We start from the raw sequence: 18,115 nt of genomic DNA on the forward strand, positions 1-18,115 counted from the left end.
GCACATGCAGAGCACGACCGAGGGATTCGGCGTCGCGGTCGCCCAGTTCGCGCCGAACGACGACGTCGCCCGCAATCGCACCGAGATCGCGCGCCTCACCGAGCTCGCGGTCGCGCGTGGCGCCCGACTCATCGTCTTTCCCGAGTACTCGAGCTACTTCACGCCCGAGCCCGGTGACGACTGGCGGGTGGCGGCAGAGCCCCTCGGCGGCGACTTCACGGCACATCTCAGCGCCATTGCCGACCGTCTCGGCGTGCACCTCGTGGCCGGCATGATCGAGCGGCTCGAGAGCGAGAGCGAGAGCGAGAGCGAGAACCGCGACCGCCGCGTCTCCAACACGGTCATCGCTCTCGCTCCCGGCGCCGGCATCGTCGCCCGCTACCGCAAGCTCCACCTCTACGACGCCTTCGGGCAGCAGGAGTCGGCCTCGGTGGCCCCGGGCGCGATCGAACCGCCCGAGATCTTCGAGGCCGGCGGCATCCGCTTCGGCCTGCAGACCTGCTACGACGCGAGGTTCCCCGAGGTCACCCGGCGCATCGTCGACGCCGGTGCCGATGTCGTCTGCATGCCCGCCGAATGGGTGCGCGGTCCGTTGAAAGAGGCGCACTGGCGCGTGCTCACCACGGCGCGCGCGCTCGAGAACACGATCTACGTCGCCGCGGCCGACCATGCGCCGCCGTTGGGCGCCGGAAACAGCATGATCGTCGACCCGATGGGCGTCGAGCTCGCCACGATCGGCGAGGCTACGGATGTCGCGGTCACCTGGGTCTCGAAGGAGCGCATCGATGCCGTGCGCCGGGTGAACCCCGCCCTCGCACTGCGTCGCTTCGACGTCACCCCGCGTTGAGCGCGGCGAGCCGGGTGCTCGCCTCTTCGAGCACGTCACGCCGCTTGCAGAACGCGAATCGCACGAGGCTCGCGTACGCGGGCCGGCGATCGGCGTGCACGAATGCCGTGACCGGCACGCCCACGACCCCGGCACGCTCCGGCAACTCGCGGCTGAACGCCGCGGCATCCGATGCACCGAGCGGCGCGGCATCCGCGACGATGAAGTACCCCGCCTGGGGGAGCGACACCGTGAACCCGGCAGCGGCGAGACCGGCGGCGAGCAGGTCGCGCTTGGCCGAGAGGGTCGCCGCGGCATCCGTGAAGAATGCGTCTGGCAGGCCGAGCCCGGTCGCGATCGCCGGCTGGAACGGGGCGCCGTTGACGTACGTGAGGTACTGCTTGACGGCGAGCACGGCCGTCACGAGGGGCGCCGGCGCGGTCAGCCAGCCGATCTTCCAGCCGGTCGTCGAGAACGTCTTGCCGCCCGAGGAGATCGAGATCGTGCGTTCACGCGCCCCCGGCAGTGTCGCGATCGGCGTGTGTGCGACGCCGAACGTGAGGTGTTCGTAGACCTCGTCGGTGACGATGAGCGCATCGTGCCGTTCGGCGAGCTCGACGATGAGCGCGAGTGTCGCTGCGTCCAGCACCGCACCGGTCGGGTTGTGCGGCGAGTTCACGAGGATGATGCGCGTGCGAGCGGTGACCGCTGCGCGAAGTTCGTCGGGGTCCGCGTGCCAATCGGGGAACCTGAGCGGCACAGTGCGGTGCACGCCACCGGCGCGGGCGATCATGGCGGCGTACGCGTCGTAGTACGGCTCGAAGGTCACGACCTCGTCGCCGGCGTCGACGAACGCGAGCAGCGTGGCCGCGAGCGCTTCGGTCGCTCCGGCCGTCACGAGCACTTCGGATGCCGCGTCGAGCTCGAGACCGTGGAACCGATGCTGATGGGCTGCGACCGCCTCGCGCAACACCGGCATGCCCATTCCCGGCGGGTACTGGTTGACGCCGTCGGCGATCGCCTGGCGAGCGGCCTCGAGCACCTCGGCGGGTCCGTCTTCGTCGGGGAACCCCTGTCCGAGGTTGATCGCGCCGGTTCGGGTCGCCAACGCACTCATCTCGGCGAAGATCGTCGCGGCGATCGTGCCCTCGGGCGAGAGGAGGCCGGCGCCGGCCGCGGTGCGTTGCCAGGGCGCGAGGCCCCGTGCGGGGGAGAAGTCGCTCACGTTCTCACCGTACGCGAGGGTAAGGCCGGTACGCTGGCGCAGGCAGCGACGCTCCCGGACCGGATTCGGACGAATCCCGGCTCGGGGATAGCAGAGTCATAGACTGCGCCGATCGGGTACACAGCTTGCGGCGGGATGCTGGCATCGCTTGGAAGGAGCACACCATGACCGACACCACTGACGGCGCCGCGGGGGAGCCCCGCGAGGCCGACGTCACCCCGACGCCCGCAGACACTGCCACGACCGCAGACGCTGCAACGACCGCAGACACCGCCACGACCGCAGACGCTGCGAGCGCCACCCCTGCAGTGCCCACCACTTCCGCTGCATCGCCAGCGCCCGAAGCTCCGGCCGCCGCAGAAGCGGCAGCTGTCGCCCCGGCGGCCCCGGCCAGCCCGTCAACGCCTGAGGCTCCGATCGCAGCCCAGGCCACGGCGACTCCCGCTCCGGCCGCGACGGGCACCGTGTACGAGCCCGGGCAGCAGCCCCAGCCGTACACCGCCCCGCAGTACACGAAGCAGCCGGCTCAGCCCGCTGCCGCGGCATCCGCTGCCCCGCAGCCTGCTCAGGCATCAGCCCAGCCCGGCCAGGTTCCCCCTGCCTTCGGCGGACCGACCGCCGCCCAGCAGCACGAGACCCAGCCGACCGTGCCCCTCGCGGGCCTGCCGACCCAGGGCGGCGACGCCGGCGCAACCGCCGCTCCCAAGCAGCGTCGGGTCGGCCTCGGCGTCGCCGCGGCGATCGTGGCTGCCGCCCTCATCGGCGGCGCGTCGGGCGCGGGCATCAACGCGCTCATCACGAACAACAACGGCACGCCGGTGAGCGAGAGCGCGGGCACCGCGCAGAACATCGTCGTGAACGACGCCGACTCGGTCAACCAGATCACGGCCGCCACAGCCAAGGCGAGCCCGAGCGTCGTCACGATCTCGGTGTCGGGCGGCGAGTCCGGCGGCACCGGTTCGGGCATCATCCTCTCCGACGACGGCTACGTGCTGACGAACACGCACGTCGTGACCCTCGACGGGGCGACCGGCGAGCCGACGATCCAGGTCAAGACGAACGATGGCCACCTCTACGAGGCCGAACTCGTCGGCACCGACCCGCTCTCCGACCTCGCGGTCATCAAGCTCGTCGATGCATCTGACCTCACCCCGCTCGAGTTCGCCGACTCCGACAAGCTCAACGTCGGCGACACGGCGATCGCGATCGGTGCCCCGCTCGGTCTCTCCGGCACCGTGACCAACGGCATCGTGAGCGCACTGAACCGCTCGATCGACGTGGCATCCTCGGCAGCACCGACGACGCCCGACGACTCGCAGGGCGGCAGCGGCGACCAGGGTGAGCAGGGCGACGACGGATCGGGCAGCCCGTTCGACTTCTTCTTCGACCTGCCCGACCCCGACAGCGGCGAGGCCCAGCCGCCGAGCGCATCCACCGGCCAGGTCGCGCTCCCGGTCATCCAGACGGATGCCGCGATCAACCCGGGCAACTCGGGCGGCGCGCTCGTCGACTCCGAGGGCAAGCTCATCGGCGTGAACGTCGCGATCCTCTCGACGGGCGGCGCGGCATCGGGCGAGACGGCCGGCAACATCGGCGTCGGCTTCGCGGTGCCGTCGAACCTCGCGAAGCGTATCGCCGCTGGCGTCATCGAAGACGGTACGGCCAGCCACGGCCTGCTCGGCGCGACGGTCACCTCGGCCGAGGCCGAGGGATCGAGTGACACCGTCGGTGCGCTCATCTCCGATGTGCCGGCAGACGGTGCGGCCGCGAAGGCGGGCCTGCAGGCCGGCGACGTCGTCACCGAGTTCAACGGGGTGCCGATCACCGACCAGACCGACCTCACCGCGCAGGTGCGCGCCCTCCCCGGTGGCGCCGAGGCCGACCTCACCTACACGCGTGACGGTTCGTCCAAGACGGTCACCGTCACCCTCGGCACGTTCGAAGGCTGATCGCACGACACCACCCGCGGCGGGTCCGGATCCGAAGGGATCCGGCCCGCCGTCGGCGTCTGCCATCCCGCGTTCTCGCAGACACCGGCTGCTAGGCTCGATCGACCCGAGCGCGAGTGAGGAACATGCCCGAGCAACACCCTGAAGCGATGCCTGCGTCGCTCCTCGGCGTCTCCTACGTCATGCCGGTGCTGAACGACGCAACGCATGTTCGAGCCGCCGTCGAGTCGATCCTCGCGCAAGACTATTCCGGCCCCGCCGAGGTGCTCATCGCTCTCGGCCCCTCGATCGACGGCACCAACGAGCTCGTCGCCGACCTCGCCGCGCGCGATGCGCGCGTGCGCGTGCTCGACAACGAGGTCGGCTCGACGCCCGCCGGGCTGAACATCGGCATCAGGGCCGCGCAATACCCCGTGATCGTGCGAGTCGACTCGCACTCGATGCTGCCGACCGACTATGCCCGCATCGCGGTCGAAGAGCTCGAGCGCACCGGCGCCGACAACGTCGGCGGCATCATGGATGCGCAGGGCGAGACACCGTTCGAGCGCGCCGTCGCTCTCGCCTACACCACCAAAGTCGGTCTCGGCGGCTCGGCGTTCCACGTCGGCGGCACGGCGGGCCCCGCCGAAACGGTCTACCTCGGCGTCTTCCGCCGCTCCGCGCTGCTGAGGGTGGGGCTCTTCGACGAAACCATCAAGCGCGGGCAAGACTGGGAGCTGAACCGGCGCCTCCGCGAAACCGGTGGCAGCGTGTGGTTCACCCCGCGCCTCGCCGTGACGTACCGGCCACGCTCCTCGCTCGACCGGCTCGCGAGGCAGATGTTCTCGACCGGGCTCTGGCGCGGCGAACTCGCACGTCGCTTCCCGTCGGCGAACGGCATCCGCTACTTCGTACCGCCCGTCATGGTGCTCGGGGTCGCGATCGGCCTCATCGCCGGTATCGGCGGCCTGGTGCAGGCGGCACTCGACGTCGCGCCGTGGCTGCTCCTCGGTTTCGCTGTGCCGATCGTGTACCTGCTGTTCGTGGTAGCGGCGATGCTCGTGTACGCCCGGGGGCGCGGCGCGAGCACGGCGGCCTGGTTTCTCGTAGTGTTGCCCTGCATACACGTCTCGTGGGGAGTGGGCTTCGTGCTCGGATACCTGTCGTTGACGAGCAACATCGCAAGGCACACGGGAAGGTGACGCCGATGTCACAAGCCGGTCCGGTCACCACGAGACCCTCGAGCATCGCCGAGTTGCGCGAGGTGACCCAGCCGCCCGAGGTGAGAGGTCGACGCAACGCCGAGCACTGGACGGCGTCGCTCTACCTCCGCAAGCTCTCGCCGTACCTCACGTGGATGCTGCTGAAGACCTCGATCTCGGCGAACGGCGTGACGGGGCTCATGATCCTCGTCGGCTGGTCGACGGCCGCGGCCCTGCTCATCCCCGGCATCTGGGGTGCGCTGCTCGCCGTCGTGTTCGGGCAGTTGCAGATGCTCGTCGACTGCTGCGACGGCGAGGTCGCGCGTTGGCGGCGCACGTCGTCGCCCGCGGGTGTCTTCCTCGACAAGGTGGGGCATTACACGACCGAGGCACTCATCCCGCTCGCGCTCGGAATCCGTGCCGCGGCGTACCCGCTCGAGTTCCCGGCCGACTTCCTGTGGACCACGATCGCCGCACTCCTCGCCCTCGTGATCGTGCTCAACAAAGCACTGAACGACATGGTGCACGTCGCTCGTGCCAACGCCGGTCTCGCGAAGCTCGCCGACACGCATGGCGAGACGGCGCCCCGCGGCGGACTCGTCGCCAAGCTCCGCAAGGCGGCGCGGTTCCTGCCGTTCCATCGCCTGTACCACTCGGTCGAGCTGACCCTCATCGTGTTCGCGGCGGCGGTGGTCGGGCTCTTCGCCGGCCAGCCCCTCGTCGACCGCGTCGTGCTCTTGGCTCTGCTGCCGCTCGCTCTGCTTTCGGTCGTGGGGCACTTCACCGCGATCATGGCGTCTCGCCGTGTCCGTTCCTGAACTCCCTGAGCCCGTCGAAGGGAACTCACCGGCTTCGACAGGCTCAGCGAGCGAGCTGCCCCGCGTCGGCGTCGTGGTGCTCACGATGGGCACCCGACCCGACGACCTCGCCCGCGGCATCCGGAGCATTCTCGCCCAGCAGGAGGTGGTGACCGACGTCGTCTGCGTCGGCAACGGCTGGGACCCGGCGACCGCGTCGCCGGCGCTGCCTGCGGGCGTGAAGACGCTGCACCTGCCCGAGAACCTCGGCATTCCGGCCGGGCGCAACCGCGGGGTGCCGCTCGTGAGCGGCGAGGCGATCTTCTTCCTCGACGACGACGCGTTCCTGCCGAGCGAGAGCTTTCTGGCCGACGGATGCCGCGTGCTCGTCGACCGGCCAGAGATCGGGCTGCTTCAGCCACGCGTCGTCGATCCGACGGGCCAGGTCTCACCGCGCCGCTGGATCCCGCGCATCCGCAAGGGCGACCCCGCTCACTCGAGCAACGTCTTCTCGTGCTGGGAGGGCGCGGTGCTCATGCCCCGCTCGGTGTTCGACGCGACCGGCGGCTGGGCCGATCCGTTCTTCTACGCGCACGAGGGCATCGAGCTCGCGTGGCGGGTGTGGGACACCGGGCACGTCGCGTGGTACGCCGGAGACCTCGAGGCGGCTCATCCGGTCATCGACCCGGCTCGGCATGCGTACTACTACCGTCTCAACGCACGGAACCGGGTCTGGCTCGCCCGCCGCAACCTGCCCGCCGTGCTCGTGCCTCTCTACGTCGGCTCGTGGACCGCGATCCAGGTGCTGCGCTGGGCGCGCAACCCGTCGGCCCTCCGCGCCTGGTTCGGCGGCTGGCGCGCAGGCTGGCGTGAATACCCGGGGGAGCGTCGGCCGATGCGGTGGCGCACGGTCTGGCGCATGACCCTCGCCGGGCGCCCGCCGGTCGTGTGACCGCAGTCGTCGGTCGAGTAGCGACGCAGCGACCCCGTCGGTCGAGTAGCGAGCGCAGCGAGCGTATCGAGACCCCGCGGGGGTAACGATCGGCTCTCAGTGCGCCCGCCGCGCCCGCCACGAGGCATCCGCTCTGCCAGGCCTCGCTACCCTTGGAAAGTGGGATTGAGGAAAGACGCGCGTCGAGCGGTCAAGCTGGCCAAGGACATCATGTGGTCCAGACGTGCGCAGCGCTCGCTCGGTGTGAAACTCGCCGAGCAGCAGCCGCTGCCGCCCCACCGCTTCCGCATCGGGGTGTACTTCGCCGACGGCAAGGTCAATCTCTACCAGCTGCGGCAGTGGTACGCGCCGCTCGCCGAGCTCGCCGAACGCCACCCCGTGCTGGTGCTGAGCCGTGCATCGGGCGCGGCGCTCGCCCTGCTCGACGAGTCGCCGCTGCCGGTCGCCTATGTGCGCCGGGTGGCCGACCTCGAACGGGTCATCGAGGAGCAAGACCTCCACGTCATCCTCTACGTGAACCAGAACGCCAAGAACTTCCAGATGATGCGCTACGGGCGTCGCTGGCATGTGTTCATCAACCACGGCGAGTCCGACAAGATGTACATGACCACCAACCAGTTCAAGGCGTACGACTACGCCCTGATCGCGGGCGATGCGGCGAAGGCGCGGCTCGAGAAGGTGCTCTGGGACTACGACTTCGACAAGCGGGCGATCCCGATCGGCCGTCCGCAGGCCGACCACTACCTCGACGACACGTCGCTGCCGTACCCGCAAGACGACCGTGAGGTCGTGTTGTACGCGCCCACTTGGGAGGGCGACCGCGATGCCGCCGCTTACGGCTCGATCGCCTCGCACGGCGTCTCGCTCGTGCAGGGCCTGCTCGCCACCGGGCGGCACCGGGTGATCTACCGTCCGCATCCGCGGTCGGGTGTCGTCGACCCCGCGTACGGCGCGGCGAACCGCGCGATCATCGCCGCGATCTCGACCGCGAATGCCGCCGACCCGAGCGCACAGCACGTCTACGACAGCGGGCCGAAGCTCGGTTGGCAGCTCGCGGCGGCCGACATCGCGATCGTCGACATCTCCGCGATGGTCTACGACCGGCTCGCCGCCGGCAAGCCCTTGCTCATCACCCGGCCTGCGAACCCCGAGGCCCAGATCGACACCTCGGGTTACCTCCAGGCGTGCGAATGGCTCGAGGTGACGGATGCCGCGGCGATGGTCGCCCGTGTCGATGAGGTCGCCCACGATGACGCCGCCCTCGAGCGGCTCGGTGTGTGGGTCGAGCGATACTTCGGAGATACCACGCCGGGAGTCACCACTGCGCGATTCCACGCGGCCATCGATCACCTGATGAGCGAATGGGAGCGGTTCGCCGCCCTGCACGCGGCCGACGGCGAGATCGATGAGCGCGACGTGCGTGCCCGCGAGCAAGACGACGAGGAGATCGAGGCGTAGTCGGGGCGCTCGTCGCGGCTATGGACATGGTCGCGCTCAGCCGGTCTCGATGCGGCGATGCCGGTGCAGCATCTCGTCGCCGGCGTCGACGTAGCCCTCGAAGAGTCCGGTGACGGCGCGGAGACGTTCGGTCGCTCGCGCGTCGTCGGTGAGCGCCTCACCGGAGCGCAGCGTGCGGATGAAGATTCGGGTGCGCTCGTGGCTCGCGGCGAGCAACTGCTCGAATCCGCCGACCGCCTCGACGCGGAGACGCCGGCTCCCGGGCTGGGGGATCGTTCGGGCGAGCCCCCACGACACGAGTTCGCGAACCGCCGTGCTGACGCTGCCGGTACTGAGGCCCAGCTCGGCGCCGATGGTGTCGAGCGTGGTCGGTTCGCTGCTGAGCAGCAGGTAGCCGTAGAGCCGGCCGGTCGCGCGGGAGAGTCGCCAGCCGGCGAGCGCGTCGCCGACGGACTCGATGAACTCCGCCCGTTCGTCGTGCTCAGGCATGAGACGCCGATGCGAGGATGTCGAACAGCGCCGCGGTGGCCGCTTCCGGTGCATCGAGGGTGACCACGTGACCGGCACCCGCGATCATCCGCTCATCGACACCCTCGGCCTTCGCCCAGGCCGGCATCGCGGACGCGATGTTGCCGGTGCGGTCGAGCTCGCCGCGGATGAGTCCGAGTGGAACGGGCACCCGGTAGTCGGCGTCGGGCTCGACGAAGGTGACGGTCGCACGCCAGACATCGAGGAACACCCGCTTCGGCATGCGCGCGAAGACCGCCTCGGCTGCAGCGACGGCCCCTGGCGTCACGGCCGAGGCGCGAGCGAGCATGCCGGGCAGTCGGGAAGCGGGAATGAGCGACAACGCCGGAGCACCGAGCCGCAGGGCGAGGCGTTCACCGCGCGAGATCGGGCCTGTGTTCCAGGTCGAGTCGACGACGATGAGCGCACCGACTCGACTCGGCGCGCGCCGAACGAGAGCCTGCGCGACGTTGCCGCCGAGCGAGTGACCGATGAGCACCGGGCGCTCGAGATCGAGGTGGTCGAGGAGTGCCGCGAGGTCGTCGAGTGCGGCATCGGCGGCGAATCGGACGCCGGGTGCGAGCCGCGATTCGCCGTGCCCTCGTTGATCGAAGCTCACCACCCGGTGACCGGACTCGTGCAGGGCGAGCGCTTGCGCGGTGAACATGGAATGGTCCATGCCTGCGCCGTGCACGAAGACGATCGATGGTGCGTGACCGTCGAGCAGCGTGTAGCGAAGTGTCGCACCCGGGCGGTGGAGCGTCCGATCTAAATTCAGCATCTTCTGAATATAGCGAACCTCAGCTCGGGTCGAGGTGCTCTTCTGCTGCGTCCGACGTGTCTGAGGCGGGGTCGGCGCGGTCGCCCGTGGCGCGGCCGGTGGTGGCGCGGTCGTCGGCGTCGGCGTCGGCGTCGGTCCCGGCGCCGTCGTCGCCGGATCGCCGGGTGATCGCACCCCGGGCGACCCGCCCTGCGGTGCGCCCGGCCGACTGGATGCCGCGGCCCGCCGAGAGTGCAGCGCCACCGACAAGGGCACCGGCACGCGACATCCGTGCACCGGTCGCTCGGAGCATCGAGTCGCGGTCGCCGGGTTCGAGTTCGAGTGGCAGCAGCACGGGTGGCTGCCCGAAGGCCAGACGCGAGTGCTTCAACACTCGTCGCCCGAGCACGTGATTGCCGGCGCCGCCGATCGCCGCACCGATGCCGAACGGAATCGCCTTGCCGATGATGCCGGCGCCCCCGCGCACCGCGAACTGCTTGATGAACACGCTGCGAAGACGCTCGACGACGGTGCCCATGACGGCTTTCGGCAGGCTGTTCGTGATGAGTTCGCCCCAATAGGCGTTGCGGGCGACGCCGGTGCCCGAGGCTTGCCCGGCGAGCTGGCGCACGAGATCGATGCCCTCGTTGCCGAGCATCAGGGTCATCACGAGCGCGCGGGCGCGATCGGGGTTGTCGACGACGATGCCGTGCACTTCGGCGACCGACTGGGCGAAGAGCGCAGTGGCCTCGAGGAACCCGGCCGTCTCGACACCCGACAGTGCGAGGGTCACGCCGGTGCCGACGCCCGGGATCACGGCGGTCGCGCCGACGGCCGCGCCGCCGGTCGTGACCGCTGCGAGATACCGGCGTTCGAGGATGCGCACGATCTGCTCGGGCGTGGCATCGGGTGAACGGCGACGGATGCCGCGGAGATGGGCGACGACGATCGGTCGCTGGATCGCGAGCACCCGGTCGATACCGCGTTCCATGCGGTGCGCGCGGGGCTCCGGTGCGCCGCTCTGCGCACCGGGAACCGAATGCTCCTCTTGGGGGGCATCCGTCTTCATCGAGGTGATCTTGTGTACTCGGTCGGACATGTGGCGATGATACGTGAGCAGGCTGGGTGAACTCGAGGCAACCGACTCGTCCTCCACAGGCGACGTGATCGTCGATCTCTCCACAGGATTAAGCGGGTTGACCGGCTGTTTTCAGTCGCGAAGAATGTCGCTCTCGATTCCACGCGGTCGCTCGACTCGGCGGCTCTCCGCGGCCTCTGGATGCGCTACGACCCGCCGTGCTCCTCGTTGTAGCGGTCGAGCACGTCGTCGATCGGGCCGTCGAGCACGAGAGCGCCTTTGTCGAGGTAGAGCCCACGCGTGCAGAACCGGCGCAGGTCGCGTTCGTTGTGCGAGACGAAGAACAATGTGCGGCCGCCGGCGAGCAGCTCGTCGATGCGTCGATAGCACTTCTCGCGGAACACCTTGTCGCCCACCGCCAGCACCTCGTCGACCAGCATGATCGGCTCTTCGAGCTGCGAGATCACAGCGAATGCGATGCGCACCTTCATGCCGCTCGAGAGGTGCTTGTACGGGGTGTCGAGAAAGTCACCGATGTCGGCGAACCCGATGATCTCGTCGAACTTCGCGTCGATCTGCGCGTTCGTCATGCCGTGCAGGCCGGCTGTGAGGTAGACGTTGTCGCGCACCGTGAGGTCGTCGACGAAGCCGCCCGTGATCTCGATCAACGGGGCGACGCCGCCCGTGACCTCGACCGTTCCCTCGTCGGCGATCATGACGCCGGCCACGAGCTTCAACAGTGTCGACTTGCCCTGCCCGTTGCGACCGACCACGCCGATCGCCTCGCCGGGGCGCACCTCGATCGAGACGTCGCGAAGCGCCCAGAACTCACCGGGTCGGGTGCGGCGACGGCGGCCGGCCAGGAGGTCTTTGAACGAGCGGCGCCCGCGGCGGTTGCGGCGGAAACGGATTCCGAGCCCCTCGGTGCGAATCGCGTAGGTGTCCGCGGCGACGGCGGTCGTGGCATCCACGTCAGATCTCCTTCAGCACCTGGCGCTCGGACGACCGGAACACCCAGAGCCCGATGACGAGGAATCCCACCGACATCACCGCGGCGACCGCCACGTTGAACCAGTCGAGCTCGTCGGGGTAGAAGCCCGCACGGTAGAGCCCGAAGATTCCCGAGAGCGGGTTGAACGCCGCCCAGAAGTGCAGCTCGGGGGGCAGGTCGGTGACCCCGTAGATGATGGGAGAGGCGTAGAACAGAAACCGCAGCACGAGTTTCACGGCGCGCTCGAGGTCGCGGAAGAACACCACGAGCGGCGCCACGATGAGCGCGACGCCGGCGGTGAGGATCGCCTGCAGCAGGATCGCGACCGGGAACAAGGCGAGCTCCCAGTGCAGCGATTGCCCGAGATCGATGACGAAGAACACGATGACGAACAGCGCGAGCACCGGAAGCGCCAGCAGGAACTCGATGCCCTTCGACAACACGATGCGGTTCACCCAGATGGTGCGCGGGATCTTCGTCGATCGGATGAGCTTGGCCTCTTTGAGGAACGCCCGCGTCGAGTCCGACACCGAGCCGTTGAACCACATCCACGGTAGTAGCGCCGAGAGCAGGAAGACGATGTACGGCTCGGTGCCCACCGGCCGGTGGAAGACCTGGGTGAAGACGAACCAGTAGATGCCCGCCATCACGAGCGGATCGAGCACCGACCAGACGTAGCCGAGGGCCGAGGTCGAGTAGCGCACCTTCAAGTCGCGCGTCGTGAGCAGCCACAGCGAATGCCGGTACCGGGCCCACGCCGTCCGCTGCAGCGGATGCGCGTCGCCGTACGCAGCGGATACGGTGCTCATCACGCCTCTCATCGTAGATGCCACCCTCCATCGGACATGTATCGGCGAGGTAGATTTGAATGCAGACGGGTGGCAAGTGCCGAGCCCAGTCGGAAGGAGTCTCGTGCACCGCACCAGCACCCGCGTCATCCTCAGTTGCGCCGCGATCGGCGTCGCGGGTGGGCTCTTCGCCGCCGGAGCGGGCTACTTCGCCGGGCTCGTCGCCGCCATTGCACCGATGCTCTACGGCATCACCATCGGCTCGCACTTCCTGCCGAGCGCCGTCGCCCTCGCGCTGCTGAAGCGTCCGGGCGTGGGTCTGCTCACCGGGTTCATCGCAGGCCTGGTCGGCGCGGCGTTCGCGCCGCAATGGATCCTCCGGTTCCTCGGCACGGGGCTGCTCGTCGGCGCGCTGCTCGAGTTGCCGTTCTTCATCACCCGGTACAAGAACTGGTCGCCATGGCTGTACTACGTCGCGGCCGGGGCGTCCGGCCTGCTGCTCGCCGCTGGCACCTTCATCGTGCTCGGCCCCGAGCACTACGCCCCGTGGTTCTGGGTGCTCTACCTCTTGCTCTTCACCCTCAGCCCGATCATCTTCACCTGGCTCGGTCGTGTGATCGCGGCATCGCTGGCTCGCGCTGGGGTCGCGCGTACCCTCACCACCTGAAGGCGGTGAGACAGCGAAGACGCAGAGACGGAGAAGGCAAAAGACAGAGAAGGCACAGACAGAGAAGAGCGGATGCCTCGAGGCATCCGCTCTTCTGTTCTGCTGCTGTGTTCTTCGCAGTGCCGTGTTACCGGTGCTGCTGTACTACCGGTGCTGTGGTGCAGGTCACACGAAGTGGTTGGCCCGCTCGAGGTCTTCGGCGAAGTCGATCTCGACCGCGTAGAGGTCGGAGATGTCCATCGGCTCGACGAGGAGGCCGTTCTTCTCGATCGCGAGCTCGAGGCCGCGCTCGAAGTAGTCTTGGTCGCCCACGCGCTGCAAGTGCGCGAGGAAGGTCGCCTTGTCGCGGCTCGAGATGTAGTTGATGCCGACGGCTTCGCCGAGACCGCCCTTGACGGTCTTCGAGAGCTCTTTGATGTAGCCCTCGGCGCTCGTGGTGTACTTCACCTCTTCGTCGGAGACCTTCGAGGTGTTGACCGTGACCATCGACTGGTCGCGCGCGATGAACGGCAGCGCGCGGTCGAGGATGCGCGGGTCGAAGACGACGTCGCCGTTCATCCAGAGCACGCCGCCCGACTGCGAAGCAGCGAGGGCGCGCATGAGGCTCTTCGAGGTGTTCGTCTGGTCGTATTCCTCGTTGTAGACGAAGGACGCCTGCGGGAATGCCTCGATGATGTGCTCGAGCTTGTAGCCGACGACGATCGTGACGTTGGCGTTGGCGCCGAACGCGTGCTGGATGTTGTCGAACTGCTGGCCCATGATGGTGCGGCCGTCGCCGAGTTCGGTGAGGGGCTTGGGGAGGGATCGCCCGAGCCGGCTCCCCATGCCGGCCGCGAGAATCACGATCTGGGTGGTCACTGCATCTCCTTCGGTGGGTCGGATGCCTCGGGCGTTCGCCCTCGTCGCCGAGAGTTCGCCCGATTTTCATCCGGAAGTTCACATATGGACACGCCGTTATGCCGGTCTTCAGGATATCGAGGGGCGCCTGTGGCCCACCAACTGGGGGCAAGGTCGTAGCGCGATCGTGATGTTGTGTTCAGGTGGCACCCAGCATTGCCAATGCGGATCCGCTCGTCGCAAGGCTCGATTTGGCAGCGCTCATTGATAGGTTATCTGGGTGACTTCCGTTTCGCGCTCAGAACACGACGACGAAACTGCCGAAGGCACCGGCACGGGGGCCTCCGACAAGCAGGCATCTCAGTCGGCTCCATCGGCAGGCGCGTCGACGCGCCCTGCACGCAGCACTCGCACGTCAGCCGCGAAAGCGACGGCGGCGCCAACTGAATCTGCCGCGGCCGACGATGTCGACAGCAGCGCTGCGACCACTGCGGAGCCGGCACCCCGGCGGCGGTCGACTGCGGCCTCGACCGCCGCGAAGAGCAGCGCTGCAGCGAAGACTGCCGCGGCGAAGAGCGCGGGGGTGAAGACGACCGCCGCGAAGACGACTGCGGCCAAGAGCGTCGGAGCGAAGACGACTGCCGCGAAGAGCACTGCGGCGAAGACGAGCGCGGCGAAGACGAAGGATGCTTCGGGGAACGTTGCCGACAGCGATGATGTGACGAGTCCGGCGCCGTCGAAGCGAACCGCCGCATCGCGCTCGGCGTCGACGAAGGCCGCCGCTGCGCGCGGAGACGCTGCCAAGACGGTTCGAACCCCCCGCGCCTCGGCGGCGAAGAGCCAGGCCGGTACAGCGAGCAGCCGGAGCACCGCGGCCTCTGCGGCGTCGCAGCGTCAGGCTCAGCGGGTCGCAGCCGCACTGACGACCGAGACCACCGCGGCCGAGCGCAGCACCCGCAAGGCCGCCGCTGAAGACCCGCCCGCCGCCGTCGTCGAAGCGCCCGTCATCGATGAGCCTTCGGCTACGGCCGAGTCGGCGGACCCGCGATCGGAGATCGACGAGGAGACCGTGGAGCGGGTGCCCAAGCGCGCACCGGTTCGAACCACGGCGGCGGTTCAAGCCACCGCGCCGGACCCGGTCGCACCGCCGGCGGCGGAAATTCCGGCCGCGCCGGTCGTCGCCGTCCCTGAGGCGTCCGTCAGCCCCGCGGCATCCGTCGCGCCTGAGGCACCCGCGGTCGTGGAGGCATCCGCGGTTGTTGCGGGGGCGACGATCGCGTCATCCGGAACTGCTGAACAGGCCGTCGCCGTCATCGCGGCGCCCAAGAAATCCGCTGCACGCAAGAAGCGCATGCTGCGGCCGGCGCGGCCCGCTCCGGCTCCGAACGCACCGAAGGTGCTCGCGATCGAGGGGCTCGTGAAGCGGTTCGGCGAGAACACCGCCGTCGACGGCATCACGCTCGACGTGCGCGCCGGGTCGTTCTTCGGCATCGTCGGCCCGAACGGCGCCGGCAAGACCACGACCCTCTCGATGGTCACCGGCCTGCTCCGCCCCGACGGCGGCACGGTGCGCATCCACGACATCGACGCATGGGCGAACCCGCAAGCGGCCAAACGCGCCACCGGCGTGCTGCCCGACCGGCTCCGGCTCTTCGACCGGCTGACCGGCTCGCAACTCCTGTACTACTCGGGCATCCTCCGCGGCCTCGACGGCCGCACGGTGCGCGAACGCAGCGCCGACCTCATCACGGCGTTCGGCCTCGACGACGCCGTCGACCGTCTCGTCGCCGATTACTCGGCCGGCATGACGAAGAAGATCGCCCTCGCGTGCGCGATGATCCACTCGCCGCGACTGCTCGTGCTCGACGAGCCGTTCGAATCGGTCGACCCGGTGTCGGCGGCGAACCTCACCGAGATCCTCGAGCGTTACGTCGCCGGCGGCGGCACGGTCGTGCTCTCCAGCCACGGCATGGACCTCATCGAACGCGTCTGCGACTCGGCCGCGATCATCGTCGCCGGGCGCGTGCTCGCGGCGGGAACGCTCGACGAAGTGCGAGCCGGTCAGACCCTCGAAGACCGATTCGTCGAACTCGCCGGCGGACGCAAGGCTGCGGAAGGCATGGAATGGTTGCACAGTTTCTCCGACTGAAACTGCGCTTGCTCGGGAACATCTTCCGGCGGAGTCCATGGCAGGTCGTCGGCATCGTCATCGGGTTGATCTACGGACTGGGACTCGCGTCGTTGCTCTTCGTGACGCTCGTGGGCCTGCGATTCGTCGGTGACGTCGAGCTGATTCGCGACGGCTTCGTCGTGGCCGGAGCGGTCACCGTGCTCGGCTTCATCATCGTGCCGCTGATCTTCGGCGTCGACGACACCATGGACCCGCGGCGGTTCGCCCTCTTCGGACTGCCCGATCGAACCCTCGCCGTCGGCCTCGCCGTCGCCGCGGTCATCGGCATCCCCGCGCTCGTGCTCGCGCTCGTGCTCCTCGGCACGGTGGTCACGTGGTCGCGCGGAGTCGGGGAGACGCTCGCGGCGATCATCGCCGCGGCCCTGGCATTCGCGACGTGCCTCCTGCTCGCCCGTGTGTCGACGGGGCTCGCATCCCTGCTCCTGTCCACCCGACGCGCCCGCGAACTGAGCGGCGTACTGGGCCTCCTGCTGGTCGTCATGGTCTCGCCGCTCATCGTGGTGCTGGTCACCGTCGACTGGGCGAACACGGGGCTCCGAGTGCTGGAGGCGCTGGCGAGCGTACTCGCCTGGACCCCGCTCGGCGCGGTCTTCGCGATTCCCGGCGACGCGGCATCCGGTGACTGGGGCACTGCGTTCTTGAAGCTCCTCATCGCGGTCGCGACCCTCGTCGTGATCTGGTTCGCCTGGCAGTCGCTCGTGGCGAAGATGCTCGCGACACCCGGCCGCGAAGCATCCGCCAAGAGCTATCGCGGCCTCGGCTGGTTCGACCGGATGCCGCAGGGCGCGATCGGTGCCGTCGCCGCACGCAGCTTCACCTACTGGTTCCGCGACGCGCGCTACTGGGCCTCGCTCGTGATCGTGCCGATCGCGCCACTGCTCGTGGTCGTGCCGCTCAGCCTCGCGGGCATCCCGCACCTGTACCTCGGCCTCATCCCGGTGCCGCTCATGTGCCTGCTGCTCGGCTGGAGCATGCACAACGACACCGCGTACGACTCGACCGCGATCTGGTTGCACGTGGTGTCGGGCGTGCGCGGCGTCGCCGATCGTGCCGGTCGTCTCGTTCCCGTGCTCATCACCGGGGTGCTCGTGATCGGGCTCGGCAGCGCCGTGACGGTGTTCGTGCTGAACGACTGGCGCCTGCTGCCGTCACTCCTCGGCGTGAGCACCGCCCTCCTGCTCGCCGGCCTCGGTGTCGGATCCATCACCTCGGCCCGCTTCCCGTACCCGGCCGTGAAGCCCGGCGACAGCCCGTTCCAGCAGCCGCAGTCCACGGGCGGCATCACCACGCTCGTGCAGTCGATCACAATGCTGGGCTCACTGCTCATCGCGCTGCCCGCTGTGGTGTTCGCCGGGCTCGGCCTGCTCGTGGATCCGTCGTGGCACGCGGCATCCTTCGCCTCGGGCGTCGGTCTCGGCATCCTCGTGCTCGTGCTGGGCGTGCTCGTCGGCGGCCGGGTGTTCGATCGACGCGGTCCTGAGATCCTCGCTGCTGCGATCCGCGCGTAGAATCGAACGCATGATGTCATCCGTGCGCGTGAGCATCGCCGACCCCGATTCGCCGGGTGGCGGCACCTCCGTTCTCGACCATGAGCTCGAGAAGCTCCTTCAAGACGAGGCCATCGAACCCGGTGACCACGAGCGCTTCTCCCACTACGTGAAGAAAGAGAAGATCCTCGAATCGGCGATGACGGGCAAGCCCGTGAAAGCGCTCTGCGGCAAGAAGTGGACTCCGGGGCGCGACCCCGAGAAGTTCCCCGTGTGCCCGAGCTGCAAAGAGATCTACGAGCGCATGAAGTCGGCGTAAAGGGCTCAGCGGTGGGGCTCCGGGTCTCGTTACGCTCGCTGGCGCTCGCTATTCGACCGACGTGAGGTTTCCGGGGCTCGATACGCTCGCTGGCGCTCGCTA

Annotated in this window: 18 protein-coding genes; 10 read left to right on the forward strand and 8 right to left on the reverse strand. The window is 68.9% G+C overall.

Annotation, left to right across the window (positions count from 1 at the left end):
• Positions 1–4 precede the first annotated feature (4 nt).
• Positions 5–847: a carbon-nitrogen hydrolase family protein gene (locus AC1C2S_RS15565; protein ID WP_495353518.1), complete on the forward strand. Its 843-nt coding sequence runs from the start codon at positions 5–7 to the stop codon at positions 845–847.
• Here the strand turns inward: AC1C2S_RS15565 and AC1C2S_RS15570 are convergent.
• Positions 834–2,051, reverse strand: coding sequence for a pyridoxal phosphate-dependent aminotransferase (locus AC1C2S_RS15570; RefSeq protein ID WP_495353519.1), 1,218 nt, complete (start codon positions 2,049–2,051; stop codon positions 834–836). The two genes, AC1C2S_RS15565 and AC1C2S_RS15570, sit on opposite strands and share 14 nt — an antisense overlap.
• A gap of 164 nt (positions 2,052–2,215) precedes the next feature.
• Here AC1C2S_RS15570 and AC1C2S_RS15575 point away from each other — a divergent pair, with 164 nt between their 5' ends.
• From AC1C2S_RS15575 to AC1C2S_RS15595, 5 genes are all read left to right on the forward strand, one after another.
• Positions 2,216–4,000, forward strand: a complete 1,785-nt coding sequence (locus AC1C2S_RS15575) for a S1C family serine protease (protein ID WP_495353520.1) — start codon at positions 2,216–2,218, stop codon at positions 3,998–4,000.
• Positions 4,001–4,149: 149 nt separating this feature from the next.
• Complete coding sequence (locus AC1C2S_RS15580) at positions 4,150–5,181, forward strand: glycosyltransferase family 2 protein (protein WP_495353521.1); 1,032 nt, start codon at positions 4,150–4,152, stop codon at positions 5,179–5,181.
• A 5-nt stretch (positions 5,182–5,186) separates the two neighbouring features.
• Positions 5,187–5,999 (forward strand): CDP-alcohol phosphatidyltransferase family protein, encoded by an 813-nt coding sequence (locus tag AC1C2S_RS15585; RefSeq protein WP_495353522.1) that lies wholly within the window; start codon positions 5,187–5,189, stop codon positions 5,997–5,999.
• Positions 6,000–6,084: 85 nt separating this feature from the next.
• Positions 6,085–6,930, forward strand: a complete 846-nt coding sequence (locus tag AC1C2S_RS15590) for a glycosyltransferase family 2 protein (RefSeq protein WP_495354407.1) — start codon at positions 6,085–6,087, stop codon at positions 6,928–6,930.
• 159 nt (positions 6,931–7,089) lie between these two features.
• Positions 7,090–8,388 carry a CDP-glycerol glycerophosphotransferase family protein gene (locus AC1C2S_RS15595; protein WP_495353523.1) on the forward strand — a complete coding sequence of 433 codons (1,299 nt, stop codon included), beginning with the start codon at positions 7,090–7,092 and terminating at the stop codon, positions 8,386–8,388.
• 36 nt (positions 8,389–8,424) lie between these two features.
• On the opposite strand, the gene AC1C2S_RS15600 is transcribed toward AC1C2S_RS15595, so the two are convergent.
• The 5 genes from AC1C2S_RS15600 to AC1C2S_RS15620 all read right to left on the reverse strand — a co-directional run bounded on the left by AC1C2S_RS15600 (position 8,425) and on the right by AC1C2S_RS15620 (position 12,533).
• Positions 8,425–8,877, reverse strand: a complete 453-nt coding sequence (locus AC1C2S_RS15600) for a GbsR/MarR family transcriptional regulator (protein WP_495353524.1) — start codon at positions 8,875–8,877, stop codon at positions 8,425–8,427.
• On the reverse strand, positions 8,870–9,676 hold the full coding sequence (locus AC1C2S_RS15605) for an alpha/beta fold hydrolase (protein WP_495353525.1): 807 nt from the start codon (positions 9,674–9,676) through the stop codon (positions 8,870–8,872). Before AC1C2S_RS15605 ends, AC1C2S_RS15600 begins: the two co-directional genes overlap by 8 nt.
• A 19-nt stretch (positions 9,677–9,695) precedes the next feature.
• Positions 9,696–10,754 (reverse strand): hypothetical protein, encoded by a 1,059-nt coding sequence (locus AC1C2S_RS15610; protein ID WP_495353526.1) that lies wholly within the window; start codon positions 10,752–10,754, stop codon positions 9,696–9,698.
• Between the two features lie 185 nt (positions 10,755–10,939).
• Positions 10,940–11,704 carry an ABC transporter ATP-binding protein gene (locus tag AC1C2S_RS15615; protein WP_495353527.1) on the reverse strand — a complete coding sequence of 255 codons (765 nt, stop codon included), beginning with the start codon at positions 11,702–11,704 and terminating at the stop codon, positions 10,940–10,942.
• Between the two features lies 1 nt (position 11,705).
• Positions 11,706–12,533: an ABC transporter permease gene (locus tag AC1C2S_RS15620; protein ID WP_495354408.1), complete on the reverse strand. Its 828-nt coding sequence runs from the start codon at positions 12,531–12,533 to the stop codon at positions 11,706–11,708.
• Positions 12,534–12,636: 103 nt separating this feature from the next.
• Here AC1C2S_RS15620 and AC1C2S_RS15625 point away from each other — a divergent pair, with 103 nt between their 5' ends.
• Positions 12,637–13,179: an ECF transporter S component gene (locus tag AC1C2S_RS15625; protein WP_495353528.1), complete on the forward strand. Its 543-nt coding sequence runs from the start codon at positions 12,637–12,639 to the stop codon at positions 13,177–13,179.
• 165 nt (positions 13,180–13,344) lie between these two features.
• Here AC1C2S_RS15625 and AC1C2S_RS15630 read toward each other — a convergent pair whose 3' ends face one another.
• Entirely contained in the window at positions 13,345–14,037 is a 693-nt protein-coding gene (locus AC1C2S_RS15630; RefSeq protein WP_495353529.1) for a phosphocholine cytidylyltransferase family protein, read from the reverse strand.
• A 339-nt stretch (positions 14,038–14,376) separates the two neighbouring features.
• A complete protein-coding gene (locus AC1C2S_RS15635; RefSeq protein ID WP_495353530.1) occupies positions 14,377–14,886 on the reverse strand; it encodes a hypothetical protein in 510 nt (169 codons plus the stop codon).
• Between the two features lie 481 nt (positions 14,887–15,367).
• Here AC1C2S_RS15635 and AC1C2S_RS15640 point away from each other — a divergent pair, with 481 nt between their 5' ends.
• Genes AC1C2S_RS15640 through AC1C2S_RS15650 form a run of 3 tightly spaced genes read left to right on the forward strand, consistent with a single transcriptional unit; the run spans position 15,368 to position 18,013 of the window.
• Positions 15,368–16,165 (forward strand): ABC transporter ATP-binding protein, encoded by a 798-nt coding sequence (locus AC1C2S_RS15640; RefSeq protein ID WP_495354409.1) that lies wholly within the window; start codon positions 15,368–15,370, stop codon positions 16,163–16,165.
• A complete protein-coding gene (locus tag AC1C2S_RS15645) occupies positions 16,141–17,715 on the forward strand; it encodes a hypothetical protein (RefSeq protein WP_495353531.1) in 1,575 nt (524 codons plus the stop codon). Before AC1C2S_RS15640 ends, AC1C2S_RS15645 begins: the two co-directional genes overlap by 25 nt.
• Positions 17,716–17,725: 10 nt before the next feature.
• On the forward strand, positions 17,726–18,013 hold the full coding sequence (locus AC1C2S_RS15650; protein WP_495353532.1) for a DUF3039 domain-containing protein: 288 nt from the start codon (positions 17,726–17,728) through the stop codon (positions 18,011–18,013).
• Positions 18,014–18,115: the final 102 nt, after the last annotated feature.

This window comes from Agromyces sp. Y782 (assembly GCF_059445405.1).

Coding starts and splice junctions, on each gene's coding strand:
- AC1C2S_RS15565 (WP_495353518.1), top strand. CDS start 5: ATGCAGAGCACGACCGAGGGATTCGGCGTCGCGGTCGCCCAGTTCGCG.
- AC1C2S_RS15575 (WP_495353520.1), top strand. CDS start 2,216: ATGACCGACACCACTGACGGCGCCGCGGGGGAGCCCCGCGAGGCCGAC.
- AC1C2S_RS15580 (WP_495353521.1), top strand. CDS start 4,150: ATGCCTGCGTCGCTCCTCGGCGTCTCCTACGTCATGCCGGTGCTGAAC.
- AC1C2S_RS15585 (WP_495353522.1), top strand. CDS start 5,187: ATGTCACAAGCCGGTCCGGTCACCACGAGACCCTCGAGCATCGCCGAG.
- AC1C2S_RS15590 (WP_495354407.1), top strand. CDS start 6,085: ATGGGCACCCGACCCGACGACCTCGCCCGCGGCATCCGGAGCATTCTC.
- AC1C2S_RS15600 (WP_495353524.1), bottom strand. CDS start 8,877: ATGCCTGAGCACGACGAACGGGCGGAGTTCATCGAGTCCGTCGGCGAC.
- AC1C2S_RS15605 (WP_495353525.1), bottom strand. CDS start 9,676: ATGCTGAATTTAGATCGGACGCTCCACCGCCCGGGTGCGACACTTCGC.
- AC1C2S_RS15610 (WP_495353526.1), bottom strand. CDS start 10,754: ATGTCCGACCGAGTACACAAGATCACCTCGATGAAGACGGATGCCCCC.
- AC1C2S_RS15620 (WP_495354408.1), bottom strand. CDS start 12,533: ATGAGCACCGTATCCGCTGCGTACGGCGACGCGCATCCGCTGCAGCGG.
- AC1C2S_RS15640 (WP_495354409.1), top strand. CDS start 15,368: ATGCTGCGGCCGGCGCGGCCCGCTCCGGCTCCGAACGCACCGAAGGTG.
- AC1C2S_RS15645 (WP_495353531.1), top strand. CDS start 16,141: ATGGTTGCACAGTTTCTCCGACTGAAACTGCGCTTGCTCGGGAACATC.
- AC1C2S_RS15650 (WP_495353532.1), top strand. CDS start 17,726: ATGATGTCATCCGTGCGCGTGAGCATCGCCGACCCCGATTCGCCGGGT.